Origin of the sequence: Desulfosarcina ovata subsp. ovata, from assembly GCF_009689005.1 — a bacterium.
Lineage (GTDB): Bacteria > Desulfobacterota > Desulfobacteria > Desulfobacterales > Desulfosarcinaceae > Desulfosarcina > Desulfosarcina ovata.
Genome location: NZ_AP021879.1, coordinates 3,618,197 through 3,643,551, shown reverse-complemented (window position 1 = coordinate 3,643,551; position 25,355 = coordinate 3,618,197). Strand labels below are relative to the sequence as shown.

Genomic DNA, 25,355 nt, shown 5'->3' with positions numbered 1-25,355 from the left:
CGTGTAATGCTGAGTGGCGTGGGGGGAGCACAGCCCCTCTGGTTGTCGGGCTGTGCTCCCCATGGGTTGAATACTTGTGAGTCAATCAAGCGATGGGAAAACGGACCGTTATCCGATAACGCAGAGCACATCCCCCTTGGCCACGGAATCACCGGAGCCGTAGCCGATGGATTTGATGGTGCCGCTGGCCGGTGCGGGCAGGGCGTTTTCCATTTTCATGGCTTCCAAAACCACCACGGTTTCACCGGCATTAACGGTGTCGCCGACTTTCTTTTCGTACTTGACGATCATGCCGGGCATGGGGGCGGGCAGCGGGGTGCCACCGGCATCACCTGCCGGCTCGGGCGCCGGTGCAGCTTCTTTTGCAGGTGCCGGTGCTGCGGCCGGTGCGGCAGCCGGTGCGGCGGGAGCGGGTGCCGCCGCTGGAGCAGCAGGCGCCGGTGCCGCGGCAACCGGAGCAGCCGGAGCAACCGGTGCGACCGGGATGCCGCCGGAGAGCTGGATCTGCTCGGCGTAGCGGATGATGGGGCTACCGCCGACTTCGTCGACACCCACTTCGAAGTACTCGTTGTCGATGAAAACGTTGAAGGTGCGCAGGTTGTCGCCCTTGGCCGGCCCTGCCTTCTTCTTGTCCATCAGTTCGCCGGCCAGGGCTTTCTTGACCAGCTCATCCCGTTTTTTCACGTCTTCCAGGGTGGTCGCCTTGACCGATGCCGGCGCATCTTCCTTGCCGTACTTCCACTGCAGGAATTTCTTGCCGGTGACGGGGAACAGGGCATAGGTGACCAGGTCGTCCATATCCACGGCCAGGTCTCCGATTTCGGCCTTGGCCTTCTCCAGTTCGGGCTCGAGCACTTCGGCCGGCCGGCAGGTGATCGGCTCTTCCCCGCGATCATACCCCATGAGGGCCTTTTTCTGCACGTCTGCATCGATGGGTACGGCGGTCTTGCCGTAAAGGCCGTAGCACAGATCCTTGACCTGAGCGGTAATCATCTTATAACGATCGTCCGGTGAGTCGAAGAGCACATTGTTGACCGTCTGGATGCCCACGATCTGGCTGGTGGGTGTGACCAGCGGAATCTGGCCGAGTTCCTTGCGGACCCGCGGCAGTTCCTTGTAGACTTCGCCGATTTTGTCCAGGGCGTCCATTTCGCGCAGCTGGTTGACCAGGTTGGAGAGCATGCCGCCCGGGGTCTGGTGCAAAAGGACGTTGATGTCGATGACCGACATCTTGGAGTCGTCGAGGAGATGCTTGTACTTGGGCATGACCTCTTTTTCGAAAATCTCGTTGATCTGGGCCAGCAGCTTGATGTCGAAACCGGTGTCGCGGTTGGTGCCCAAAAGAGCCATGACCAGCGGCTCCACGGCGGCGTGGGACGTCCGGTAGGCGTAAGGGCTCATGCAGGTGTCGATGATGTCGACGCCGGCCTCGATGGCCTTGAGATGGCTCATGGGCGACATGCCGGAAGTAAAGTGGCTGTGCAGGTGGATGGGGGCCTTGACGGCGGCCTTGAGGGCTTTGACCAGATCATAGGCATCGTAGGGGGCGATCAGGCCGGCCATGTCCTTGACGCAGATGCTGTCTGCGCCCATGGCCTCCAGTTCTTTGGCCTTGCCAACATAGTAGTCCAGATTGTACACCTCGCCGCCCAGGCGCGGTTCGGTCATGGTGTAGCAGATGCAGCCCTGGAAGTGCTTGCCGTACTCCTTGATCTTGGGCACGACGGTCTGGAAATTGCGGTAGTCGTTGAGAGCGTCGAAGGTGCGGAAGACGTCCATGCCGTTTTCGCAGGCGCGATCCATGAAGGCATTGGCCAGGTCATCGGCATAGTTGCGGTAGCCCACCAGGTTCTGGGCACGCAACAGCATGGAAAAAGGAGTCTTTTTGAAGTAGCGTTTCAGGGTGCGAATGCGTTCCCAGGGGTCTTCGTTGAGGAAGCGGTGCATGGTGTCGAAGGTGGCGCCGCCCCAGGTTTCCACAGCCCAGTAGCCCACCTGGTCCATCAGCTCGGCCACCGGGATCATGTCTTCGGTGCGTCCGCGGGTGGCGAAAAGGCTCTGGTGGCCGTCGCGGAGGCTCAAATCCATGATCTTCACCGGATTTTCCGCCGTCGGCCGGTTCACATCGTAATTCATTGGGGTCATTTTGACTTGATCGTGGTCACTCATCGTATGGGTCTCCTCTAAAATTGGATGTTGAATGGCTGATTATTTTTCGACCATCCGTCCCGGCATTGATTAGCGCAGGCGGTTGAAGGTTTTCATCTGCATGAGGTTTCTCATCTGCATCATTCCCTGGCGACCGGCAAGGGCCCACAAGTTGCCCTGAGCAAAACGACGCGGTTCCGGCCGCTTTGGCGGAGGCTTGAGAATCGCTTCCTCTTCAGTCTCGATATAGGTCATCACCGCGGTGAGGGCGGCGGCCAGTTTTTTCTCATTTGCTTCCATAAAATTGCACCTTTTCAGATTCGGTTAACGAGCAGCGGACCATGGTTACATGGGGATGTTGCCATGTTTCTTGGCTGGCCGCAGTTCCCGTTTGCTGCACATGATCTCCAGGGCGTCGATGAGCCGCACCCGGGTTTCGGCGGGTTCGATCACCGCATCGATGTACCCCCGCTGAGCCGCGCAGTAGGGGTTGGAGAAGAGCTCTTCGTACTCGGCGATCTTCTCTTCGCGTTTGGCCTTGGGGTTGTCGGCGTCCTTGATCTCTTTGCGGTGGATGATGTTGGAAGCACCGGAGGCGCCCATGACGGCGATTTCGGCAGTCGGCCAGGCAAAGGCCATGTCGGCGCCCAGGTCTTTGGAGCACATGGCCAGGTAGGATCCACCGTAATCCTTGCGCGTGACCAGCAGCAGCTTGGGCACGGTGGCTTCACTGTAACACCACAAAAGCTTGGCGCCATGGCGGATGATGCCGCCCCACTCCTGCTGGCTGCCGGGCAGGTAGCCGGGAACGTCGGCAATGGTCAGCAGGGGAATGTTGAAGGCGTCACAGAAGCGGATGAAACGCGTGGCCTTGTCCGATGCATTGATGTCCAGGCAGCCGGCCATGACCGTGGGCTGGTTGGCGATGATGCCCACACTGCGTCCGTTGAGGCGGGCAAACGCGGTCAGGATGTTGGTGGCAAAGTACTTGTGGGGTTCGAAGTACTCACCGTTGTCCACGATGGCGGTGATTACATCGCGCACGTCGTAGGACTGGTTGGGGCTGTCCGGAATGATATCGTTGAGGGCATCCTCGATGCGCATGGGATCGTCATCGGTCTCCACCACCGGCGGTTCTTCCATGTTGTTGGCCGGCAGGTAGGAGAGCAGGCATTTGATCTGATCGATGGCATCCGCGTCGTTTTCGCAGGCGAACTGGGCCACGCCGCTCTTCTCGTTGTGGGTCATGGCACCGCCCAGGCTTTCGAAATCGATTTCCTCACCGGTGACCGATTTGATCACCTCCGGACCGGTGATGAACATATAACTGGTATTTTTGACCATGAAGATAAAGTCGGTCATGGCCGGGGAATAGACCGCGCCGCCGGCGGTGGTGCCCATGATGGCCGAAATCTGGGGAATCACCCCTGAGGCGACCGAGTTGCGATAAAAGATCTGGCCGTAGCCGGAGAGCGCGTCCACGCCTTCCTGGATGCGGGCACCGCCCGAATCGTTGATACCGATGAAGGGCACGCCGGCTTTGAGGGCCATGTCCATGACCTTGCAGATTTTTTTGGCCTGCATTTCGCCAAGGCTGCCTGCCCGCGAGGTAAAATCCTGGGCGTAGGCAAAGAGCGGACGGCCGTCCACCAGACCATGCCCGGTGACCACCCCGTCGGAGGGAATATCCACGTCCGCCATTCCGAAATTCACGCAGCGGTGCTGGACAAGCATGTCGATTTCTCTAAAGGTGCCTTCATCAAACAGCTTGTCGAGGCGTTCACGGGCGGTCAGCTTGCCCCCCTCTTTCTGCTTGGCGACCAGCTTGTCTCCGCCCATCTCAAGAATGCGTGCTTCGCGAGCCTTGAGATCCTTGATTTTTTCCTTCACAATACCCATGTCACATTCCTTTCACCTGAAGTGCAGAACCTTTTGACTAGCCCACGGGGAATGGTGCAAGCCATCCACCAGTGGCCCCGGAAATTAATTTCATACAATAAATACAAGATATTAAGCGTTCTTAACGAGTGGATCGAGGCCTAAAGCCGAATTCCTACCCTTATAGACTCAACGGTTGTTGTCAAGCAAAAAAAGAAGCTGCTCCGCGCCTGCTGTGGGGGATTGTTCTCCCCGTTCAACAGCGGCCCGAACTTCCTTCAGTCGCGCATGAACATCAGGATGGTTGAAAAAGCGTTCTTTGAGGCCGTCTTCGATACGTGCCCACATCCAGGCAACTGCCTGCTGGCGGCGTTTCTGCGCCAGTTCGCCGGTTGCTGAAAGGCGCCGGCGGTGATCCTGAACCGTCTCCCAGATCTGGTCGATACCGCTTTGGGTCAATGCGCTGCAGGTCAGTACCGGCGGTGACCAGGTGGGGCTGGCCGGATTGAGCAGGTGCAGGGCCATCGCGTAGGAACGGCGCGCTTTTTCGGCCTTTTCCACGTTGTCGCCGTCGGCCTTGTTGATCGTCACGGCGTCGGCCAGTTCCAGCACGCCTTTCTTGATGCCCTGCAACTCGTCGCCGGCACCGGCCAGCATCAGGACCAGAAAAAAATCGACCATGGAGGCCACGGTGGTCTCCGATTGCCCCACCCCCACGGTTTCGACGACCACCACATCAAAGCCGGCGGCTTCGCAGACCAGCAGGGTCTCGCGGGTCATGCGGGCCACGCCGCCCAGCGTGCCACCGGACGGCGAGGGCCGGATAAAGGCCTTTGGCGCCACCGAAAGCCGTTCCATACGGGTTTTGTCGGCCATGACACTGCCGCCGCTACGGGTGCTGGAGGGGTCCACGGCCAGTACGGCCACCTGCAGGCCCCTTTCCACCAGCATCATGCCGAAGCTCTCGATAAAGGTACTCTTGCCGACACCGGGGACACCGGTGATGCCCAGGCGGACGGCCTTGCCGGTCTCCGGAAGCAGCGCATCCACGATGGTGCGTCCCAGTTGGCGGTGCGCCGGGTGGGCGCTTTCGATCAGGGTAATGGTTTTGGCCAGGATTCGGCGGTTACCGGCGAGAACACCATCAATGTAAAATTGGGGATCTTTTTCAGCCATACAATACGCCGCTTTCGTGATCGCTTTTCAGGTCGTGACAAATCCGCCCGTCGATTGGTTTTCAGGCCTTTGGTTGTCAAGCTCTTTCAATATGGATGATCCTGCCCGCACTGGGCGGGCAGGACTTTGACATGGTGCGTTTGATCCGGTTACGCGGCCTTGCGGTTTTCCAAGGCGTTGAGCACCTTATTGGCCGAATCGGTGATGGCGGTTCCGGGGCCGAACACACCGACTGCACCGGCTTTATAAAGGAAGTCGTAGTCATCCGGCGGAATCACACCGCCGACAATAACCATGATATCGTCGCCGCCCGCCTCCTTGAGCGATTTGACCAGCTGGGGCACCAGGGTCTTGTGACCGGCCGCCAGGCTGGAGGCCCCCACCAGATGGACGTCGTTTTCGACGGCCATTTTGGCCGCTTCCTCAGGCGTCTGGAACATGGGGCTGATATCCACGTCAAAGCCAAGATCGGCAAAGGCGGTAGCCACCACCTTGATGCCGCGGTCGTGGCCGTCCTGGCCCATTTTGGTCAACAGGATCCGCGGCCGGCGGCCTTCCTTTTCCATGAAATCGTCGGTGCGTTTGCGGATCGCGTCGATCACGGCGCTGTCCGCATACTCGGACGCGTAGACCCCGGAGATGCACTGGGTGGTGGCCACAAAGCGGCCGAATACCTTTTCCATGGCGTCGGAAACCTCCCCTACGGTGGCGCGGGCGCGGATCGCCTCGATGCTGGCCGCCAACAGGTTGCCGCCTTTTTCGGCGGCTTCGATCACGCCGCCCAGGGCGTTTCGGACGGCGGTATCGTCACGCTCGGCCTTCAATTTGTTGATCATGGCGACCTGTTCGTCGCGCACCGTCTCGGAGACCTCCAGGACATCCATGGGGGTGTCTCCGTCGATTTTGTATTTGTTGACACCGACGATGACATCCAGACCCTGATCGATGCGGGCCTGCTTGCGGGCCGCCGACTCTTCGATGCGCATTTTAGGCATGCCGGTTTCGATGGCTTTGGCCATGCCGCCCAGTTCCTCGACCTCGTCGATAATCTTGCGGGCCTCCTTGATGATGCCGTCGGTGAGGGCCTCAATATAATAGGAGCCGCCCAAGGGGTCAATGGCATGGGTCACTTGGGACTCTTCCTGGATGAGAATCTGGGTGTTGCGGGCGATGCGGGCCGAGAAGTCGGTGGGCAGTCCCACGGCTTCGTCAAAGGAGTTGGTGTGCAGGCTCTGGGTGCCACCCAGCACCGCCGCCAGGGCCTCCAGGGTGGTGCGGATGACGTTGTTGTACGGATCCTGCTCGGTGAGGCTCCAGCCCGAGGTCTGCACATGGGTGCGCAGCATGGAGGATTTGGGATTTTTGGGGTTGAAGGGCTTCAGCAGGTCGTACCACAGGAAGCGGGCCGCCCGCAGCATGGCGATCTCCATGAAAAAGTTCATGCCCACGCCGAAAAAGAAGCTCAGCCGCGGCGCGAAGGCGTCAATATCCAGGCCGGCCTTGATGGCCGCGCGCACGTACTCCAATCCGTCGGCCAGGGTGAAGGCGGTCTGCAGGACGCTGTTGGCGCCGGCTTCCATCATGTGGTAGCCGCTGATGCTGACGGTGTTGAATTTGGGCATGTTGGCGGAGCAGAAGGCGATGATGTCCGAGACGATGCGCATGGACGGCTCGGGCGGATAAATATAGGTGTTACGGGTCAGGTACTCCTTCAGGATATCGTTCTGGATAGTACCGGTGAGCTGATCCTGCTTGACCCCCTGTTCTTCGGCGGCCACGATGTAGCCCGCCAGAATGGGCAGTACCGCCCCATTCATGGTCATGGAAACGCTCATCTTGTCCAGCGGGATCTGGTCGAAAAGAATTTTCATATCTTCAATGGAGTCGATGGCTACGCCAGCCTTGCCCACGTCGCCCATGACCCGGGGGTGATCCGAATCGTAGCCGCGGTGGGTGGCCAGGTCGAAGGCCACGGAGAGTCCCTTCTGGCCGGCAGCCAGGTTGCGGCGGTAGAAGGCGTTGGACTCCTTGGCGGTGGAGAAGCCGGCATACTGCCGAATCGTCCAGGGGCGGCCGGCATACATGGTCGCCATGGGCCCACGGACATACGGGGCGTAGCCGGGCAGGGTGTTGACATGGGGCAGCCCCGCGATGTCTTCCGCCGTGTAGAGCGGCTTGACCGTGATGCCCTCGGGGGTATCCCAGTCCAGGTCTTCAAGGGCTTTGCCCCTGAGCTGCTTTGCGGCCAAATCTTTCCATTTTTGCAAATCGGGATGTTTTGACATGGTATGCTCCTTTCATTTTGTATCGGGATTGGCGATGGCTCGCCAAATCATTTGAAAAAGCGTGTTCGCTTGATCGGTCAGGCGGCCCTGCTGCCCCCTGGAAATCCACATGGTAAAGGCGCGCTGGACGATTCCGAGCATGAAATCCAATAGCACCCCGGCCCGTACATTGGGATTGAGGACGCCTTCCTTCTGACCGTTGCGCAGCACCTCCAGGTACATGTTGATCATCTTCTTCTGCTTGAAGGTTTCGTCGGCCATCCAGGTTTTCATGGGCAGGGTCATGAAAATGATTCTGGCCAGCCCGGGGTTGCGCTCGTAGTAGTCCAGTTGCAGCCAGAGAACCTTGCGCATCTTCTCCTTGAGGTCCTCGATCCCCTGAAGGTGATCGTAGATCCGGTCGGTCAATTTACCCAGCCAGACATCCACGAAGGCGAAGACCAGATGCTCCTTGGATCCATAGTGTTTGTAGATGGTGGAAAAACTCACCCCTGCCCGGGTAGCCACGTCGCGGATATTGGCCTTGTGGAAGTCGGAGTGGGAGAAGATGTCCAGAACAGCCTGTTCCAGCCGTTTGTAAACTTCAGGTTTAAGGGGTGCGAACATTGTTATTGCAAGTCCTGTGTATTTCTATCATTCCTGCGTTATATTTTGCTAACATGATGAAATAAAAGAAAAATAAAAAACGGATGCTTTGTCGGATTTTATTTTGAGCGATTAAGAATAATGATGTTTTTTTTTAAAAAAAAGTTATTATTCTGTTTTTAAAGGAAAAAATAAATTTGCAAAGAGCTTTTGAAGCCAAAAGAGTAACAATGTTATTGGCTTTTAACTAAAATGTTTAATAATCCTTTGTCAAGCAAAATAAAAAAAATTATCACTATAAAATGATTGGTCATCATTATTCTTTACGGTGCCTCGACCGGTATCTGGTTTCAACCGGTGCGGCAGGGCAATCGCAACTAACTCAGGTTTATCGGAATCGAAATCGGGATCAAAATCGACGATGTATATTGGAATCACGGGTTGACAAAAGGGCGCTATACGGTTCCCGGTTTTCCAGTTCCAATGGCGCCGATGACTGTGACCATTGACCGCAAGTCGATAGACATCCCGTCTGCAACTCTACGTCCCATTTCTTTTCGATTTCGATAGCGATCCCGATTTCGATTTGGATCATAGTAACGATCCATACGCGATCGCCCTGTAAGGCACATCACATACCAAGGTTATATGCGATTGCACTGACCGGTGCGGCGGTGGGACTTGAACCCGGGAAGGAAGGTGGGTATAGTGCCGCAACAAAATCGACTGGTTCGCAAGATCGAAATGATCGCTTTTCATTGAACGCAGATCCAAGAAAGGAGCTGGCCGCCTGCCCGGGCCTTATCCATGTACGCACTTTACGATTATGATTACCACCTGCCGGAGAGATTGATCGCCCAGAACCCGGCAGCGCAGCGCGACGGTTCACGACTGCTGCACCTTTGCCGCAACAACGGAACCCTGGCCCACCGGCAGTTTCACGATCTGGTCGAGCTGCTGGCACCTTCGGATATTCTGGTGGTCAACGACACGCGTGTGGTGCCGGGGCGCCTGCACGGGCGCAAGGAGACCGGCGGCAAGGCCGAACTGCTGATTCTCGATTACGGAGAGCCGGCGTTTGCTGAAGGCGACGACGAACGGCGGGTGTATCACTGCCTGATCAAGGCGTCCAAACAGGCCGCTGCCGGGACCCGCATTTATTTTGCCGAAGGTCTGGTCGCCGAGGTTCAGGATTTTGCCGACGGCATTTATAAGGTGGCTTTTTCCGCGCCCGGATCCTTTGACGACCTGCTTGGCCGGATCGGTCGCATGCCCTTGCCACCTTACATCAAACGGGATGCCGCCGATCCGGATGATGCTGACCGCCGGCGCTACCAGACCGTCTACGCAAAGTCGCAGGGGGCCATTGCCGCACCGACCGCCGGCCTGCATTTTACCGATACGATTTTAAACCGCATCCGCGAAAAGGGGGTGACCATCACGCCGGTAACCCTGCATGTGGGGTACGGCACCTTTGTCCCGGTGCGAGTGGGCGATATCCGCGATCATCGTATGCACGAGGAGTGGTTCTCCATCTCCACCGAAACGGCACGGCAGGTCAACCAGGCCAAGGACGAGGGGCGCCGCGTGGTGGCCGTGGGGACCACCAGCGTGCGCACCCTGGAGTATGCCGCACGGGAGAATGGCCGCTTGTTGCCCGGCTCCGGCCGTTGCGACCTGTTCATCTATCCCGGTTACACCTTTCGGATCATTGACGCCATGATCACCAATTTCCATCTGCCCAAATCGACCCTGCTCATGTTGGTCTCGGCCTTTGCCGGACGGAAAACCATGCTGCAGGCATACGCCGAGGCGGTACGGGAGAAATATCGTTTTTTCAGTTATGGGGATGCGATGATGATTGAATAGGGGATCAGGCTGTAGGCTGTAGCTTTTTAGGGGAGGAAGCCGGGTGAACAGAAGGAAACCCGATAACCGACAAACTCAATGAACTCATCATGCTTGATTTCAATCTAATCGCTCAATCCGGTGCTGCCCGCGCAGGCGAGTTCAGCACCGCACACGGAAACATCAAGACTCCCGTCTTCATGCCCGTCGGCACCCAGGCCACGGTCAAGGCGCTGACACCGGAAGAGCTCGAGGCCGCAGGGGCCCAGATCATTCTGAGCAACACCTACCATCTCTATCTGCGGCCCGGCACGGACATCATCGGCCGCTTCGACGGGCTGCACCGCTTCATGCACTGGGACCGGCCGATTTTGACCGACAGCGGCGGGTTCCAGGTTTTCTCCCTGGCCAAACTGCGCAAGCTCACCGAAAAGGGGTACCGGTTCCAGTCCCACATCGACGGATCCAAGCACATGCTCTCGCCGGAAACCTCCATCAAGGTACAGATCGCGCTCAACTCGGACATCATCATGTGCCTCGACCAGTGTCTCGAACATCCGGCCACCCGCGAACAGGCCGTGGCGGCCCTGGAACTAACCTCCCGCTGGGCCCGGCGCTGCAAGACTTTCTGGGAGGATCGCACCGGGCGGCGCAACCATCTTTTCGGCATCGTCCAGGGGGGCATGTTCGCCGACCTGCGGCAGCGCTCGGCCGAGGAGATCACCGCCATCGACTTTCCCGGTTACGCCATCGGCGGATTGAGCGTGGGCGAACCCAAGGAACTGATGATGGAAATGGCTGCCCACACCTTGCCCCTTCTGCCGGCCGACCGGCCGCGCTACATCATGGGGGTGGGCACGCCCGAGGACCTGGTGGAACTGGTCGGGCTGGGCGCCGACATGTTCGACTGCGTCATGCCCACAAGAAACGCCCGCAACGGCCAGCTGTTCACCGAACAGGGCACGATCAACATCTGCAACGCCCGTTTCCGGGATGACACGGGACCGGTGGATCCGGCGTGCGATTGCTACACCTGCCGCCATTACAGCCTGGCCTACCTGAGGCATTTGTACATGGCCCGCGAGATCCTGGCCTACCGGCTCAACACGATCCACAATGTTCACTACTATGTGAACCTGGTCAAAGCGATGCGCGAGGCAATCATGGCGGGAACGTTCAAAGCATTTAAAGACGCATTTTATGCGAAGCGTGGGAAGATCGAACCCGCTTGGTTTTAGTTCAGGACTTTATGGACAATTTGGAACATGGATTCTAACAAGACATGAGCCGACAGCGGATATGGTGGGGCGGAGAGATCGGCAAGGATATCCTGTTTTTCCGCTGCCCGCTGTTTCAGCCGATTCAGATTGTTTAGAAAAGCGACCATCTGGGGTGCCAGCCCACGATGGGATTCAGGCAAATCGGCATGATTCTGCCAGCGCTCGATCTGCCGTGCGATATCCGGGCTTGCGGCCGTAAGCAAAAAAGTTCTGTTTTTCTCACTTTTAAGAAGCGTTGTTTCAGCAATCTGCTTGCCAATGAAACGAGTGAGGGCGGCCTTTTCCCGTTCCAGCTGCTCACGGATCACGGGAACCATGGCTTCAGGGAGGTCCAAGCTTACCTGAGTTAGCACAGCGGAATGGATGGCCAGCTGAGCTTTGAGATCAGCCGTTGCCGCAGACCAGAATTTATGGCTCATGGCTTTTACGGTGGTTTCATCAGGATCGGATTTTGAACGCCCCGATTTGAGAATTTTCAGCATTTCCGGAAAGGACCGGGCTGCCCGGGGAAAAAGGTTGTTTCCGGTAACTGCCTTGAAAATAATCGCCATGGCTGCATACCAGTCCTGGTAATGAAGCGCTTTGGCCAAGCTGCCAAAATTTGCGGTAATGGTATCGTTTTTCAGGATGTGCAACGGTGTGGCATAAAGAGGGGTCCCGCCGAGAAGTGGCTGCGCGATGGTCCCGTCCTTCGTCGGATCCAGGGAAACCGCGGTTTCCACATCGATCACGCCGATTGAAAAATCTTCAGCATTATTTAAAAATATCGGATAGCTGTCCGGATCCGCCGCAAAAAAAAGATTGTCCGGCTTGAGGTCGCGCAAGGCAACTTTTTTTTCCTCCAGCAGGCAAAGCAACTGCAGCATGTTGGAGGCGATATTTTCAATCTGATGGCGACTTTTTAAAAATGTTTTAATTTCCAGCTGGGCCTTCAACAGCTGTGTCAGTGCATCCATTTGTGGTTGATGCGCTTTGAAAATCCCGGCAAACCCTTCATTCACCTGGTCGATGAGGGACGAATCCTTCTCTTTTTGATTACCGACGGGGGCTTTGCCGGCAATGGCCGCAAGAAACCAGTCTTTAATCTGATAAGAATGAACCTGGTCTGCCTTGCCCGCAGCCTGAATGATCCGCCTGGCCTCATTTTCACAACGATGATACAGCGTCTGAAGGCCTTCGAAAACAGACAGTGAATCCAGGCCATAGCGTGTGGTAAAGGCCTCCTGATCCCAGGCCGCGTCCGGTACATCCATCAATTCATCGCCGATGTTGGCCTTGGCAGCATGCAATTCATCGATGACCCGCCCGACAAAAAAGCTGTTGCTCAATTCCATGAAAAAAGCAAATCGGCCGCCGATTTTAAGATAGTCCTGATACTCGGTATTCCCTTCGACCAGGCGGATATACTGTTTTTCGGACTGCTCGGCCGTCAGGCTCGACGCATAGGGCAGTGCTTTGATCTTATTAAGCACGACCGACACCATCGGGACGATACACGCCACCGGTGCAAGCTGAATAGATATCTGTACTTCCCGGCGGATATCTTTGACATATTTGACGATGTCGGTCACCGGAACCGGTGGTATCTTGATCACCATGTGGGTGTCATAAATGGCATAAAAGCATTTGCTTTTACTTCCGGAGTCTTCGCCCAGGGGGCCGATGGACATACGGCGGGTCAGCCAGTCGCGGCTGCCCTTGACGCCCAGCTCAAACACTTTCATTTTTTGTTTGGCGGAATCCGGGGTCATGGAAAACCGGGCGGGTGCATCCTTGGGGAAGCCATTCTGAATACGGTAAAGCTCAAGAAAAAAAAGGGCGATATCGCGAAAATCGGAGCCTTCCTGACTCTCCTGGGGGAACCACCGCAACGCTTCATTGGGCGCGTCCACGGCAGTGCTACCGGATCGCCGAAAGTCTCTGTTTCGGAGACGGGATAAAAGCACTCCGCCCACTTTCATGGCTGTGAACGAGAGAATCAGCAAGATCAAAAAAATCAGCAGGCGGGTGTCAAGGAGGCGGGTCATTTTCGAATCAATTCCGATTCGGGAAAAAATTTGCTGCTTGTGCCGATCAATAATCGACAGGATCGGGCGTTTTTTTTCCACACGAATCGATCCCACGGAGACAACATCGTTCTTCATGAACATGCCGGACTTTCCATCCGCTTTGTAATAAACGAACTGGTCCGACTGGCTGGTCTCGTCAACCAGAAGCGGCTCTGCCCCCCTGATATAAATCACCTGGCGATCGACAAACGCCTTCAATTCCCAAGCGGAAATCACTGTGGCGCAAAGAACTGAAAATACAATCGGGATCATCCATTTCTTCATGGCGCCAATATCCTGTTTACCTATTTCCTGAGGCCATCATTTCAGACGATCACCCTGGACGCGTATTGAAGGACCACTGAACCGATCTTGATGATATCCATGTCTTTCAGGCGGACCGGTCCCCGAACGGTCTGCCCGTTGACCTTTGGTTTAATCCAGCCGCCAACACTGCTGATGTAGTAATGTTGGGTGGTTTTGCTGATGGCCGCCGCCGGGTCGCCGGCCAGGAAGGAAAAAAAACCGGCCATTACAATATCACATCGATAGGTTCTGCCGATGGTGACCAGGCTTTTGGACAGGTCAAAACGGCCGTTGCCACCGGCCAGAAAAGCGACATAGGCCGGCGCCGCGGGAATCTCGGGAAGGTCACCGCTTTCGACGAGCATCCGGCGATAGCGTTCGGTATCCATGAACATCGTATGGTCCGGGCCGGGATCCCCGGGCAAGGCAGCTGTTTTTAGCCCCCCTTGCAGGGATTGCGGTCTCGGCCGGCCGCGGTCGAGAAAAACCAGCGAATGTTTGCCAATGGTAATTACATCGCCATTTTTCAAGGTTGCCTGCTTGACCGTCAGCCCATTGAGGAAGGTGCCATTTTTACTGTTCGTGTCTTTTAATACATAGCGGTTGTCTGCTTTACGGATGACCGCGTGATTTCCGGAAACGGCATAGTTGTCGATGACCAGATGATGGGTGGGGTTCCGACCAATGGAAAGCGTATCGATTTGATCAAGGGCAAATTCTTTAATCGTCCGATCCTTGAATCTCACAAGCAGTCTGATCATTTGGTCGCCTTTTTATTTCACAATGCCTTTAATCCTGATCACATCGGCAATGGCAAACGTGGGCCCTCGAAGGTGGACTGCAAGGATCACCACCGTCAGGCGCAACGAAAAGTGACAGGCATTCCCCCGCGCTAACCGAGATGACGGTTACGGAACAATGATGCAATCCATGCCGGAATGCCGGCAATCCGCTTCAGCAAACCTTGGTCCGGACTGCTATTGACGGTGGAGACCCGTACAACGATAACGGTAATATTATCCTCCCCACCGCGCCGGAGAGCCAACTCCGTCAACATTTTACAAGCCGCGTCAACGTCATTCTGATAGACCAGATCCCGGACCTCTTCCCGGGATAGTTTTCCGCTGAGACCATCGCTGCAAATAACGATAATATCATCGGCAAAGCATACGGTCTGAGCGACATCCACCTTGACCTCCGCACGAATCCCAACGGCCCGGGTCAGGATATGGGCCAATTTGGCGCCGGAGAACCGCTTTTCCAGGGATTTGGGAATCTTTTTATACTCATGCAGCAGGGTGTGGGGAATATACAGATCCTCGATTTCCCCATTTCTTAAAAGGTAAATGGGGCTGTCTCCCACATTGGCGGTGATCATACAATCGTCAACGAAGTAAAGCGCCGAGACTGTGGTGCCCATCCCCCGGCAGGCCTCATCCGTGGTGGATTGTTCATGGATTTTCCAATTGGCCAGTTGAATACTTTGCAGAAGCCGATCGCTGGGCGTCACCGCAAGGCCATTATTATCGTCAGCGGATTCGTCCAACGACGACGCCATGGATGTGCCAATGGTCTCCACGGCAATCCGGCTGGCCACCCCGCCACCGCGATGGCCTCCCATACCGTCCGCCACAAGATAAAGACCGATGGACTCATCGAGAAGATAGGAATCTTCATTGGCTTTGCGAACTTTTCCAATATCCGTGAAACCTGCGGCTTGAACCGTAACCATTGTGTCCCCTTTTTTCTTCTTAAAGACAATAAATTTGAATGGTTGTCAAGCAAAACGTTGAGATCATGGGGAATCCGCACACTCCGTCGCCAGCCTGTTTAACCGCTATCCAAACCTGACGGGAAAAACCAGACGGGCAGTTGCCGGGCCCGGAAAAATTAAAAATTATTTTTTAAATTTAATTCAAATTATTCTGTTTTCATATTTCATGGAATTAACTATAGTCAAATTATGGGTGCATCACCCGCACCCGGCGGGCATTTGAGGGCCAACCGATTTAACAGGAGGTGAAAAGATGAAAGCCCCTTACGATTCGGTCCCTGCAGGTCTGGAGGCGTCGGTTTTACACTTTTTTTCACCCAGCGGATTGCTCACCGTCATCACCCTGGTCATCTTGAGCGTCATGATTTTTAGCACCAGCACGATCGAACACCGTGCCTATGAGCATAAAGCCGCGGGATACCAAACCCAGCAACAGTGCTCCCCGCTCCTCACGGATCCCCGCTAACCGGTGGTCAGCGTGATGATCGGTTCGTGGCGCCGCTGTTGCCAGACTGGATGACCGGAACGACGGCATCAGGCAGGCCTATCTCCTTTTGCAGCTGAAGATCAGGTTGACCAGGGCCAATTCGCCTATTTTCTGGACGGACACTGACGAATCATCCAGGTGCCACTGGCACATCCATGCACTGCCGCACCAGCAATTGTAATTTTGAAATGGCTCTCTTTGCTACCCAAACAGAAGTTTTTTTCAATCAAAGTTCGATGCATTTATTTTCTTTATTATTTCAAAATGTTCTGGACACAGAAGCTTGTAATGGATATAAGAGGGTGAATACTCATCCACTTTTACCAAAAGCGAGCCAGGGCCATGCGATTGCCAGAACAAGAAGAAAACCGCATCCTACTTGAAAGGAAACATGCAGAATTCACATTTGACAAAGTGATCCAATTTTTTCGCCAAACTATTTCTGCATTTCCTGACCGGCGCATCGGCACTAATACCAGCTACAGCATAGAAGACGCAGCCCTGGGAGCTTTTTCTGTTTTCTTTACCCAAAGCCCATCCTTTTTAGACAATATGGTTGAACGTTAACCAAGACGGCAATAAAAAGGCCTGCCAAACCTTGAAAACGTGGGTTATAGTGAGCGGTCCGTAAAAAACCTAACTACAGAGCCAAAATCAAGGAGGCAGGCCATGAACAAGATAGTAAAGTATGTTGGTTTAGATGTCCACAAAGATTCGATTACCATTGCTATCGCCGATGAAGGACGTGACGGAAACGTTCGAGTGTATGGAAAAATCAGCAACGACCTGGGGCAGATTGATAACGTCATGCGAAAACTGATTTCACAAAACGCCGAATTGCATTGTGTTTACGAAGCAGGTCCGTGCGGATATCCGATCTATAGGCATTTAACAAGCAAGGGGATCGATTGCGTTGTCGTTGCTCCAGCGTTGATCCCCAAAAAAACAGGTGATCGGGTTAAGAATGATCGCCGTGATGCAACCCACCTGGCGACGCTCCACCGTTCCGGAGAACTGACGCCGGTGTATGTCCCCGATCAGGCCGATGAAGCGCTTCGTGACCTGGTACGTGCACGAAAAGACATCCAAATATCGCTCCGCAAAGTCAAACAACAGATCAATGCCTTTTTATTGCGACAAGGAATCAGTTATCCAGGTAAAAGCAAATGGGGTAAAGCTCATTTAAATTGGCTGGCGGAGCTGAAAATGCAGCATCCTGCCCAGCATATTGCCCTTACCGAATACCTGGACGCCATGGAAGACCATGAGGCCCGCGTTAAGCGCATCGAAAAAGCGATTGAGCAATGTTGCCAAACCAGTCGACTGCTTCCGGTTATCGAGGCTCTGCAAGCGCTCAGGGGGATTTCTTTGCTCAGCGCGGTGACCGTCGTCGCTGAACTGGGGGATCTGAGCCGTTTCGATACGCCGGCACAGCTGATGGCCTATTTGGGTCTGATCCCATCGGAGCATTCAAGCGGTGGCACCATCAAAAAAGGCCCCATTACCAAAACCGGCAATACCCATGCCCGCAGGACGTTGATCGAATCGGCTCAGGCCTATCGTATGCCGGCCCGGAAAAGTAAGGCGATCCGTAAACGCCAGGAAGGCTTGCCGGACGATGTTTTGGATATTGCCTGGAATGCACAGCTACGACTATGCCACCGCTACCGCAGGTTGATTGCAAAGGGCAAAAACCATAACGTGGTCATCACCGCGATTGCACGCGAGTTGGCCGGTTTCATCTGGGCCATTGCCCGGGCTGTTCCAATCGTGGCCGCTGAAAGATGATTTGTTATAGCGTGGAAACCCAGGCCTATCAAGGCCAAGCCCTAAAGGGTGCTCCCTAAGGTCGCAGCCTTGACAGCCCTGACTTTCCACGCTGGGTGGGAATTAGCGACGGCGAGAGAAGCGCGACTGTTGCTCCGGCTCAAGAAGCTGGATAAGTACTTCTCTATAATCGATGATGCAAATAGAAAAAGAACTTATTGATTTTAAAAATGCTCAAGAAAGGATCGGCTTTATCAAAGAACAAATATAGCCATCGAGCTTTTGGATAGGGGCGCGGTCGCGGTTTGGAGAACCCTCGAAAAAGCTATCGGAATAGGCCTTCAGGCCGAAACTCCCGTCTTTAGACCGAGGCAGCTCCACGACGAAGCCTAGTCATGCGGTATCCAATCCGCGAATATCAGAGTGCTCTACCGTCGTTATTGCAGACCCCGCCTCTATCCAAACGCTCGATGAAAATTATTGGCCCAAGTTTTTTGGGTATGGATAGGTTTTTCTCTTGACAAGTGTTCAACCATATCAGCTTTTCAATCCGCTATGCAGCAAACAAAAGGCAAAAACAATGCGCAATCACTTTTCGGCCTCACTCAAATTCCCTGTACCAACCACATCAAAAGTTTAATGGACGAGGTCCATCCCTCTTATGTCACGCCCGTGTTCAAATATCTTTTCGACGGATTGGAAAAATCCGGTCATCTGGACGGGTTTCGCTCATACGACAACAATTTATTGGTTGCCTTTGACGGAACGCAGTATTTTGCTTCAAATACAATTCATTGTGATAATTGTAGTCGCAAGCACCATAAAAATGGAACCGTAACCTATTCGCATTCAGTCGTGACCCCGGTGATTGTGGCACCGGAAAACAATAAGGTGATTGCTTTGCAACCGGAATTTATTACCCCCCAGGATGGCCATGATAAACAAGATTGCGAAAACGCGGCAGCAAAACGCTGGATCGATCAATATGCGGCGGAGTATCAACCTTTTGGCATCACTGTATTGGGCGATGATCTATACTGTAAACAACCGATTTGCAAAAAACTATTAGATCAAGAACTTGATTTCATTTTGGTCTGTAAACCCGATTCTCATAAAACCCTTTACCAGTGGCTGGATGAATTGGACGCCATGCAGACCATCGAAACCGTGGTGGAGAAGCGCTGGACCGGCAAAACCCATGAAATCGATACGTATCGCTTTGCCAACAAACTGCCGCTACGTGATAGTGAAAACGCCATTGATGTTAATTGGTGCGAACTGACAACAACCCTGCCCGATGGAAAAATCGTGTACAAAAACGCATTTGCAACCAATTTTGAAGTTTCAAAGAGCAACGTCAAGCAAATTGTCAAAGATGGCCGAGCACGCTGGAAAGTCGAGAACGAAAATAATAATGTTTTGAAAAACAGAGGCTATAATATTGAACACAACTTCGGTCACGGGAACAAGCACCTTTCATCATTATTGCTGACCTTCAACTTGTTAGCCTTTCTGTTCCATACCGTTCTTGAACTGATGGATGAGAAGTACAGCTTGGTTCGTGCTGAGTTACCAACGCGCAAAACCTTTTTTGACGATGTGCGCGCTTTGACGCGATATATGTATTTTCCCAGTTGGGAGGCGATGTTAACTTTTATGATGCGAGGCCTGGAGATCGAATACGCAGACACCAGTTAAAATCCTTGGCAGATTTTCACATCAAACCGTACGAGTTCCTTTATTAACCAATGGATAGGTTTGATCAAAATTTCTGATACAGAGAGCCAAAAATGAAGAAATTCATCGGCTGGCTAATTGCGTACAGTTTTGTTTCACTTTTTGATCATAACCTGAACTAAATTTTTCGAAGAACTGATCGAATTGCCATGCTGGTACAAACCTGAACCGCATAATTACAATTGCTGCTGCCGCACAAAACCGGTTTGCATTCAATGGTACTTTATGGTACTTTGCCGTATGGATATCTTTTCATAAAAAGGACGGCATGGTCTGCTGCATGTCGTCGACGATTCCCGCATTTGCGCATCCATCTGGTCGAAGCCTTTGGACCACGAACAGGCCCAGCAGATTGCCGAGGAAACATTTTTATTCACAAAGGAGGTTCAATATGCTCAAATTGGGTGAAAAAGGAGCGATTCTACAACGTGACAAGGAAACATACGCGATTGCCCCTCATATTCCCTGCGGGGTGGTCACCCCCCAGTTGCTGCGGACCATTGCCGACGTGGCAGAAAAATACAACGCGCAGGCCATCAAACTGACCGGTGCGACCCGGGTGGCCATTGTGGGTCTCAAAGAGGAAGACATCGATGCCGCCTGGAACGAACTGCAGCTTGACAAAGGTGCCGCCGTGGGTCTTTGTGTGCGTAGCGTGCGCGCCTGTCCGGGAGCCACCTTCTGCCGCCTGGGAAAACAGGATGCCTTGGGCATGGGAATGGCCCTGGATAAGAAATACCACAGCATGCAACTGCCCGGAAAATTCAAGATGGCCGTCAGCGGCTGTAAGCTGGCCTGCTCGGAGTCGTGGGTTCGGGACATCGGCCTGATCGGACAAAAAGAGGGGTGGCAGCTGGTTATCGGCGGAAATGTGGGTGCCGAGCCGCGCATTGCCCAGGTGTTGGCCAGCGGTTTGGATGACGCACAGGTGATGACGGCCATCGAAAAAACCGTCCAATGCTATGCAGACATTGCCAAAAAAGGCGAGCGCCTCGGCAAGGTGATTGATCGCCTGGGTCTGGAGCCGTTTCAGGATGCGTTGAACTGACGGTAAACATTGTTTCGGGGTGTTAAAAATAAAGGGGGCAGCCGTTGTGATTAACGGCCGCCCCCCTTGTATTGGAGGATTTTATGGTCACCGGGTCGATGGTATTCCCGATGACTCTCCGATAAAATAAGTTCGGAATGATCAGGGTCAAGAAGAGGTGCCAACTTATTTGATTTTTCGCAGGCTGGAACCAAAGGTCACCAGACCGGCACCGAAAAGGAGCATGATCAAGGGTTCAGACAATACGTGGATCGGCAATGAACCTTTACCGACAAAATCGGCAAAGGCCCCCGAACCAATCAGCGGAAAAATCACCAACAAAAGGATCAAGGTAATGAATGCGGCTGTTTTCTTCACGGCTAACGCTCCCTACTATATAAAATTATAAATTTGAGTTCGGTGTAGAGAATCTTTCAAAGGCATTTGGTATTTCTATAAAGCAATGGGAATGCCAATGTCGGCAGAACGTCCGAAAGCATTTTCAAATAAAAAATATTTCTATTTTTTTAAATAGTTATCCAATGCTTCACATGAATGGAAAACGTTTTCGGAAAAGTAGAAAGAAGGAATTTGGTGAGATAATGATGAAGTAAAATTCCTAAAAGCATAAGAAGTATGAAAAATATTTCACAGACACGTTCCGGAAGCGCAACATTCCCTGCCACCCAGTTGGCCGCATGCCGCCATGATGCGTCCCCCTTTTTCACCACGCCGCCGGACAAAGACCCGTTCGGCCACCAGCCAGCCGAGGAACCGCTCGTAGGTTGACGGCGACGGGGCTTTCAGATCGGACCCGGGTGCCGGGTTGTAAGGAATCAGGTTCAGTTTGGCATTCAACGGTGCCAGGTATCGGGCCAGTGCCTGGGCATGGGCCTGTTGATCGTTGATTCCTTCGATAAGAACGTACTCCACGAAAATTGCGCCTTTTCGGGAAAGCGGATAGCGCCGCAGGGCCGCCTGCAGGTCGGCCATGGGCATGGCCCGGTTGACGGGCATGAGGCGCGAACGGATCGCATCATTCGGGGCGTTGAGTGAAATTGCCAGGTTGACCGGTGCACCGTCGATGCGGGCCAGGCGGTCGATACCGTCGATCAGGCCGGCGGTGGATACGGTCATGTGGCGCCGGGCGATGTCCAGGCCGCGCTGGTCGCCCAATACCCGGATAGCCGGCAAAACACTTTCCAGGTTGTCCAGCGGCTCCCCCATCCCCATGAACACCACATTCCGGACGTCGACACCCAACCGGTGGCGGGCGGCAAAGACCTGGCCGACGATCTCGGCCGTGGTCAGATGACGCATCAACCCCATCTTGCCGGTCCGGCAGAACCGGCAGCCCATGCGGCAGCCCACCTGACTGGACACGCACAGGGTAAAGCGCCTGAACATGGGAATCACCACCGACTCGATCTCCAGGCCATCGGCCAGGCGGGTGACGAATTTGATCACCCCGTGATCTTCGACCTGATTCACCACCGGTCCCGCATCCAGAACCAGATCGCGCTGCAGGCGCCCGGCCAGTTCAGGCATTTGGGAAAAAATTGGCAGGCGATCCAACCCCGTGCCGCCGGTCTGCATCACATGGCGGTAGACCGGCGTGCTGTAGTGAGTGCCCTTGCCGTAGCGCCGCAGAAACGCGTCGGCAAACTGGTCGTGGGTCTGCTCTAAAATTTTCATTGGCAATGGTCCTGTTTGTGCTTGACAGCGTAGCCCAACAACGCAAAAAATCAACGATAAGTTGGTGGCCGATGCATGCATGTCAACAGCGCCGGCCGCTGTTTGACATTTCCTTTGATTATATCGGTTTGACACCCCATTGGGTTTTTGCCATATTCAGGGCCGCTTGGCGACGATGATCGCCAACGCACGCCCTGACGCGATAACCATTTCAGCATTTCAGGTAAGCTAAGGCTTGCCAGAGGACAATACGATGACCGAAAATGACGCTGCACCGGGAACCCATTTCATCAAGGCCATCATCGAGGCGGATCTTGCGGCCAATAAGAACGATGGCAAGGTGGCCACCCGGTTTCCGCCGGAACCCAACGGCTACCTGCACATCGGCCACGCCAAGTCGATCTGCCTCAATTTCGGGATGGCCGAAACCTTCAGGGGCACCTGCAACCTGCGTTTTGACGACACCAACCCCACCAAAGAGGACGTGGAGTATGTGGACGCTATCATGGATGATGTGCGCTGGCTGGGGTTTGACTGGGACGACCGCCTTCACTACGCATCGGACTATTTCGAACAACTTTACGGCTTTGCCGTCCAGCTGATCGAAGCCGGCAAGGCATATGTGGACGATCAGAGTGCCGGTGAGATCCGGTCCAACCGCGGCACCCTGACCCAGCCGGGCACGGATAGCCCCTGGCGGGGTCGCAGCATCGACGAAAACCGGGATCTTTTCCAGCGCATGCGCGCCGGTGAATTCGAAGACGGTTCCCGTGTGCTGCGGGCCAAGATCGACATGGCCCATCCCAACCTGATCATGCGCGATCCGACCCTGTACCGGATCCGCAAAACCGATCACCACCGCACCGGGGACGCGTGGTGCATCTACCCCATGTACGATTTTACTCACTGCCTGTCGGACAGCCTGGAAGGGATCACCCACAGTCTTTGCACCCTGGAGTTCGAAAACAACCGCCCGCTGTATGACTGGGTGCTGGACAACGTGGATGCCCCCTGCCATCCCCAGCAGATCGAGTTTGCCCGCTTGAACCTGAACTATTCGGTGCTGAGCAAGCGCAAACTGATCCAGCTGGTCGAAGAAGGGCACGTTGACGGCTGGGACGATCCGCGCATGCCGACCATCTGCGGCCTGCGGCGCCGGGGGTTTACGCCTGAGTCGATCCGCGGCTTCTGTGACCGCATCGGCCTGGCCAAACGGGACAGCGTGGTGGACGTGGCCCTTTTGGAGTTCAGCATCCGCGAGGACCTCAACCGGCGGGCCCCCCGGGTGATGGGCGTGCTGAACCCGCTGAAAGTGGTCATCGAAAACTACCCTGCCGACCAGACCGACGAGCTGGACGCGGTCAACAACCCCGAAGATCCCGATGCCGGGGTCCGCAAGGTGCCCTTCTCCCGGGAGATCTACATCGAACACGACGATTTCATGGAAAACCCGCCCAAGAAATTCTTCCGTCTGGCACCGGGCCGGGAGGTGCGCCTGCGCTACGCTTTCTTCATCACCTGCACCGATGTGATCAAGGATGCGACCACCGGTGAAGTGATCGAGCTGCGCTGCACTTACGATCCGGCCACCCGTGGTGGCGACGCCCCGGACGGCCGCAAAGTCAAGGCCACCCTGCACTGGGTGTCGGCCGCCCATGCGGTGGATGCGGAGGTCCGCCTGTACGACCGTCTCTTCGACAAGGCCAACCCGGATGAAAAGGTGGACGGCAAAACCTACAAGGATTTCATCAATCCCAAGGCCCTCGAGGTGCTCAAGGGTTGCAAACTGGAGCCCTGCCTGGCCGATGTGGGACCGGGTTACTTCTGCCAGTTCGAACGCATGGGCTATTTCTGCGTGGATGCCAAGGATTCGGCCCCTGGCGCCCTGGTCTTCAACCGTACGGTGACCCTGAGAGACGAATGGGCCAAGCTGAAGAAAAAATAGACCCAAAAGGGGTGGCTGCGCATCCCCGCAGGGAAATCGCCTTTGGTTTTCGCTATCCCTCAGGCGTTGATGGTTCCCACCACCAGCGTCAGTTTCAACCCGCCGTGCAGCAGCGGCAGGCGTTTGGCCGCAAACGGCAGTTGATGGGCCAATTTGCGCTCGGGTGCGATCAGGGCCACCTGCCAGCCTTTGAAATGCCGCCCCAGGTGCCGGCCGATCGCCATGAACAGCTCGCCGGCCTGCGTGGCCGATCCGATACGGATGCCATAGGGTGGGTTGATCGTCACCAGGCCAGGCCCTTCACCATACTGATCCCCTCGGCAATCAAAGATATTTTTGGGGGTGACCCGGACCGCATCGTCCATGGCGTTGCCGGCAATGGTCTTGGATAGCCGTGCGCAGGCTCCGGCATCGATATCCGATGCAAAAATTCGCGGCCGGTCCAGGTGCACTACCTGTTCTTCTGCCTCCCGTTTCAAAAATGCCCACTGGTTTTCGCTATACGCCGGCCAGCCCTGGAAGGCAAACGGCCGGTTCACCCCCGGGGCCATGTGCTTGGCCTGCATGGCCGCCTCCAAGGAGAAGGACCCGGACCCGCACATGGGATCCACCAGTGGGTTCGATGGATCATAGCCGGCCGCCATGAGAATCGCCGCGGCCAGGGTTTCCCGCAGGGGAGCCCGGGCCGCCCCCATCTTGAAACCGCGTTTGTAAAGGGGCTCGCCGCTGCTGTCCAGGGAGAGGGTGAGACGATCTTCCACAAGGCGCGCGAAAAGGGTCTGCGGGATGCCGGTCCCCGGAGACGACGGTGGTGCTGCATTCAGCCGGCGGGCAATGCCCGACCGAATGGTCTGGGCGATGGCCGCGGTGTGGTAGAGCCGGGAACGGTGGCTGCTCACCTTGATTGCCGGCAGGGGCCCCGGTTCCAGAAAAAGCTCCCAGGCGATCTCGGCGCTTTTCTTTTCCAAACGGCGCCGGTTGGTGGCACGGAAGTCACCAATGCGCATGAGCACGCGCGTGGCCGTGCGCAGGTACAGGTTGGCGCGTAGGCAGTCCATCAGACGGCCGGTGAAGCCGATCCCGCCCGCTTCGACCGTAACGCCAGCCGGGTCGAGCCCCAGATCGATCAGCTCCTGGCGGCAGCCCGCCTCAAAGCCGGGTGGCACAGCGGCAAAGTATTCCCGGGTTCTGCCGGCCACATGACGGCGAATCCGTTTCTCAAGGGCACGGCTGCGGATGGTCTCTTTTTCCTCATTCATCGTAAAAGCCCGGGACAGGGAAAGGACTTGATTAAGCACGGCATCAATACTATAGCGCTTTTAAAGCGCCCCCCGATCTATTCGTCTTGCGCTTTGTTGATTTACCCTGA

At 55.1% G+C, this 25,355-nt stretch carries 20 protein-coding genes; 8 read left to right on the top strand and 12 right to left on the bottom strand.

The annotated features are described in order from the left end of the window. Positions 1 to 108: 108 nt before the first annotated feature. From GN112_RS16135 to GN112_RS16110, 6 genes are all read right to left on the bottom strand, one after another. Positions 109 to 2,169, bottom strand: a complete 2,061-nt coding sequence (locus GN112_RS16135; protein ID WP_155311148.1) for a pyruvate carboxylase subunit B — start codon at positions 2,167 to 2,169, stop codon at positions 109 to 111. Between the two features lie 69 nt (positions 2,170 to 2,238). Continuing rightward, the gene (locus GN112_RS16130; protein ID WP_155311147.1) at positions 2,239 to 2,448 is read right to left on the bottom strand and encodes a hypothetical protein; all 210 of its coding nucleotides are present in this window, start codon (positions 2,446 to 2,448) and stop codon (positions 2,239 to 2,241) included. A gap of 45 nt (positions 2,449 to 2,493) precedes the next feature. Then, positions 2,494 to 4,047, bottom strand: coding sequence for an acyl-CoA carboxylase subunit beta (locus GN112_RS16125; protein ID WP_155311146.1), 1,554 nt, complete (start codon positions 4,045 to 4,047; stop codon positions 2,494 to 2,496). A gap of 168 nt (positions 4,048 to 4,215) precedes the next feature. Next, the gene (gene meaB, locus GN112_RS16120; RefSeq protein ID WP_155311145.1) at positions 4,216 to 5,202 is read right to left on the bottom strand and encodes a methylmalonyl Co-A mutase-associated GTPase MeaB; all 987 of its coding nucleotides are present in this window, start codon (positions 5,200 to 5,202) and stop codon (positions 4,216 to 4,218) included. 149 nt (positions 5,203 to 5,351) lie between these two features. Continuing rightward, positions 5,352 to 7,487: a methylmalonyl-CoA mutase gene (gene scpA / locus GN112_RS16115; protein WP_155311144.1), complete on the bottom strand. Its 2,136-nt coding sequence runs from the start codon at positions 7,485 to 7,487 to the stop codon at positions 5,352 to 5,354. A 12-nt stretch (positions 7,488 to 7,499) separates the two neighbouring features. Next, the gene (locus GN112_RS16110) at positions 7,500 to 8,093 is read right to left on the bottom strand and encodes a TetR/AcrR family transcriptional regulator (protein ID WP_155311143.1); all 594 of its coding nucleotides are present in this window, start codon (positions 8,091 to 8,093) and stop codon (positions 7,500 to 7,502) included. Positions 8,094 to 8,879: 786 nt separating this feature from the next. Between GN112_RS16110 and queA the strand changes: the two genes are divergently transcribed. Together queA and tgt are read left to right on the top strand one after the other, a co-directional pair. After that, complete coding sequence (gene queA / locus GN112_RS16105) at positions 8,880 to 9,941, top strand: tRNA preQ1(34) S-adenosylmethionine ribosyltransferase-isomerase QueA (protein WP_155311142.1); 1,062 nt, start codon at positions 8,880 to 8,882, stop codon at positions 9,939 to 9,941. Positions 9,942 to 10,030: 89 nt separating this feature from the next. Then, entirely contained in the window at positions 10,031 to 11,158 is a 1,128-nt protein-coding gene (tgt, locus tag GN112_RS16100; protein ID WP_155311141.1) for a tRNA guanosine(34) transglycosylase Tgt, read from the top strand. On the opposite strand, the gene GN112_RS16095 is transcribed toward tgt, so the two are convergent. From GN112_RS16095 to GN112_RS16085, 3 genes are all read right to left on the bottom strand, one after another. Further along, positions 11,155 to 13,533 carry a serine/threonine-protein kinase gene (locus tag GN112_RS16095; protein ID WP_155311140.1) on the bottom strand — a complete coding sequence of 793 codons (2,379 nt, stop codon included), beginning with the start codon at positions 13,531 to 13,533 and terminating at the stop codon, positions 11,155 to 11,157. The two genes, tgt and GN112_RS16095, sit on opposite strands and share 4 nt — an antisense overlap. Before the next feature lie 41 nt (positions 13,534 to 13,574). Then, entirely contained in the window at positions 13,575 to 14,315 is a 741-nt protein-coding gene (locus tag GN112_RS16090) for an FHA domain-containing protein (RefSeq protein ID WP_155311139.1), read from the bottom strand. Positions 14,316 to 14,446: 131 nt separating this feature from the next. Then, positions 14,447 to 15,286 carry a PP2C family protein-serine/threonine phosphatase gene (locus GN112_RS16085; protein ID WP_155311138.1) on the bottom strand — a complete coding sequence of 280 codons (840 nt, stop codon included), beginning with the start codon at positions 15,284 to 15,286 and terminating at the stop codon, positions 14,447 to 14,449. A gap of 295 nt (positions 15,287 to 15,581) precedes the next feature. Here GN112_RS16085 and GN112_RS16080 point away from each other — a divergent pair, with 295 nt between their 5' ends. From GN112_RS16080 to GN112_RS16060, 5 genes are all read left to right on the top strand, one after another. Further along, positions 15,582 to 15,794, top strand: coding sequence for a hypothetical protein (locus GN112_RS16080; protein WP_155311137.1), 213 nt, complete (start codon positions 15,582 to 15,584; stop codon positions 15,792 to 15,794). A gap of 363 nt (positions 15,795 to 16,157) precedes the next feature. Then, entirely contained in the window at positions 16,158 to 16,382 is a 225-nt protein-coding gene (locus tag GN112_RS16075) for a hypothetical protein (protein ID WP_155310763.1), read from the top strand. Between the two features lie 102 nt (positions 16,383 to 16,484). Further along, entirely contained in the window at positions 16,485 to 17,603 is a 1,119-nt protein-coding gene (locus GN112_RS16070; RefSeq protein WP_155309156.1) for an IS110 family RNA-guided transposase, read from the top strand. Between the two features lie 459 nt (positions 17,604 to 18,062). Continuing rightward, positions 18,063 to 19,280, top strand: coding sequence for an ISNCY family transposase (locus GN112_RS16065; RefSeq protein WP_155311136.1), 1,218 nt, complete (start codon positions 18,063 to 18,065; stop codon positions 19,278 to 19,280). A gap of 430 nt (positions 19,281 to 19,710) precedes the next feature. Further along, positions 19,711 to 20,367, top strand: a complete 657-nt coding sequence (locus GN112_RS16060; RefSeq protein ID WP_155311135.1) for a ferredoxin-like domain-containing protein — start codon at positions 19,711 to 19,713, stop codon at positions 20,365 to 20,367. Between the two features lie 165 nt (positions 20,368 to 20,532). On the opposite strand, the gene GN112_RS16055 is transcribed toward GN112_RS16060, so the two are convergent. Together GN112_RS16055 and rlmN are read right to left on the bottom strand one after the other, a co-directional pair. Continuing rightward, positions 20,533 to 20,724, bottom strand: coding sequence for a hypothetical protein (locus tag GN112_RS16055; protein WP_155311134.1), 192 nt, complete (start codon positions 20,722 to 20,724; stop codon positions 20,533 to 20,535). A 270-nt stretch (positions 20,725 to 20,994) separates the two neighbouring features. Next, a complete protein-coding gene (rlmN, locus tag GN112_RS16050) occupies positions 20,995 to 22,041 on the bottom strand; it encodes a 23S rRNA (adenine(2503)-C(2))-methyltransferase RlmN (protein ID WP_155311133.1) in 1,047 nt (348 codons plus the stop codon). Between the two features lie 253 nt (positions 22,042 to 22,294). Here rlmN and GN112_RS16045 point away from each other — a divergent pair, with 253 nt between their 5' ends. Continuing rightward, a complete protein-coding gene (locus GN112_RS16045; protein WP_155311132.1) occupies positions 22,295 to 23,986 on the top strand; it encodes a glutamine--tRNA ligase/YqeY domain fusion protein in 1,692 nt (563 codons plus the stop codon). A gap of 59 nt (positions 23,987 to 24,045) precedes the next feature. Here GN112_RS16045 and GN112_RS16040 read toward each other — a convergent pair whose 3' ends face one another. Further along, the gene (locus GN112_RS16040) at positions 24,046 to 25,245 is read right to left on the bottom strand and encodes a THUMP domain-containing class I SAM-dependent RNA methyltransferase (protein WP_155311131.1); all 1,200 of its coding nucleotides are present in this window, start codon (positions 25,243 to 25,245) and stop codon (positions 24,046 to 24,048) included. Between the last annotated feature and the right edge of the window lie 110 nt (positions 25,246 to 25,355).

Bases quoted from the DNA above. Each gene is read 5' to 3' on its own strand.
- GN112_RS16070 (WP_155309156.1), top strand. From the start codon at position 16,485: ATGAACAAGATAGTAAAGTATGTTGGTTTAGATGTCCACAAAGATTCG.
- GN112_RS16130 (WP_155311147.1), bottom strand. From the start codon at position 2,448: ATGGAAGCAAATGAGAAAAAACTGGCCGCCGCCCTCACCGCGGTGATG.
- GN112_RS16060 (WP_155311135.1), top strand. From the start codon at position 19,711: ATGCTCAAATTGGGTGAAAAAGGAGCGATTCTACAACGTGACAAGGAA.
- GN112_RS16075 (WP_155310763.1), top strand. From the start codon at position 16,158: ATGCGATTGCCAGAACAAGAAGAAAACCGCATCCTACTTGAAAGGAAA.
- GN112_RS16040 (WP_155311131.1), bottom strand. From the start codon at position 25,245: ATGAATGAGGAAAAAGAGACCATCCGCAGCCGTGCCCTTGAGAAACGG.
- GN112_RS16090 (WP_155311139.1), bottom strand. From the start codon at position 14,315: ATGATCAGACTGCTTGTGAGATTCAAGGATCGGACGATTAAAGAATTT.
- scpA (WP_155311144.1), bottom strand. From the start codon at position 7,487: ATGTCAAAACATCCCGATTTGCAAAAATGGAAAGATTTGGCCGCAAAG.
- GN112_RS16110 (WP_155311143.1), bottom strand. From the start codon at position 8,093: ATGTTCGCACCCCTTAAACCTGAAGTTTACAAACGGCTGGAACAGGCT.
- GN112_RS16135 (WP_155311148.1), bottom strand. From the start codon at position 2,169: ATGAGTGACCACGATCAAGTCAAAATGACCCCAATGAATTACGATGTG.
- meaB (WP_155311145.1), bottom strand. From the start codon at position 5,202: ATGGCTGAAAAAGATCCCCAATTTTACATTGATGGTGTTCTCGCCGGT.
- queA (WP_155311142.1), top strand. From the start codon at position 8,880: ATGTACGCACTTTACGATTATGATTACCACCTGCCGGAGAGATTGATC.
- GN112_RS16095 (WP_155311140.1), bottom strand. From the start codon at position 13,533: ATGAAGAAATGGATGATCCCGATTGTATTTTCAGTTCTTTGCGCCACA.
- GN112_RS16085 (WP_155311138.1), bottom strand. From the start codon at position 15,286: ATGGTTACGGTTCAAGCCGCAGGTTTCACGGATATTGGAAAAGTTCGC.
- tgt (WP_155311141.1), top strand. From the start codon at position 10,031: ATGCTTGATTTCAATCTAATCGCTCAATCCGGTGCTGCCCGCGCAGGC.
- GN112_RS16125 (WP_155311146.1), bottom strand. From the start codon at position 4,047: ATGGGTATTGTGAAGGAAAAAATCAAGGATCTCAAGGCTCGCGAAGCA.
- GN112_RS16045 (WP_155311132.1), top strand. From the start codon at position 22,295: ATGACCGAAAATGACGCTGCACCGGGAACCCATTTCATCAAGGCCATC.
- rlmN (WP_155311133.1), bottom strand. From the start codon at position 22,041: ATGAAAATTTTAGAGCAGACCCACGACCAGTTTGCCGACGCGTTTCTG.
- GN112_RS16080 (WP_155311137.1), top strand. From the start codon at position 15,582: ATGAAAGCCCCTTACGATTCGGTCCCTGCAGGTCTGGAGGCGTCGGTT.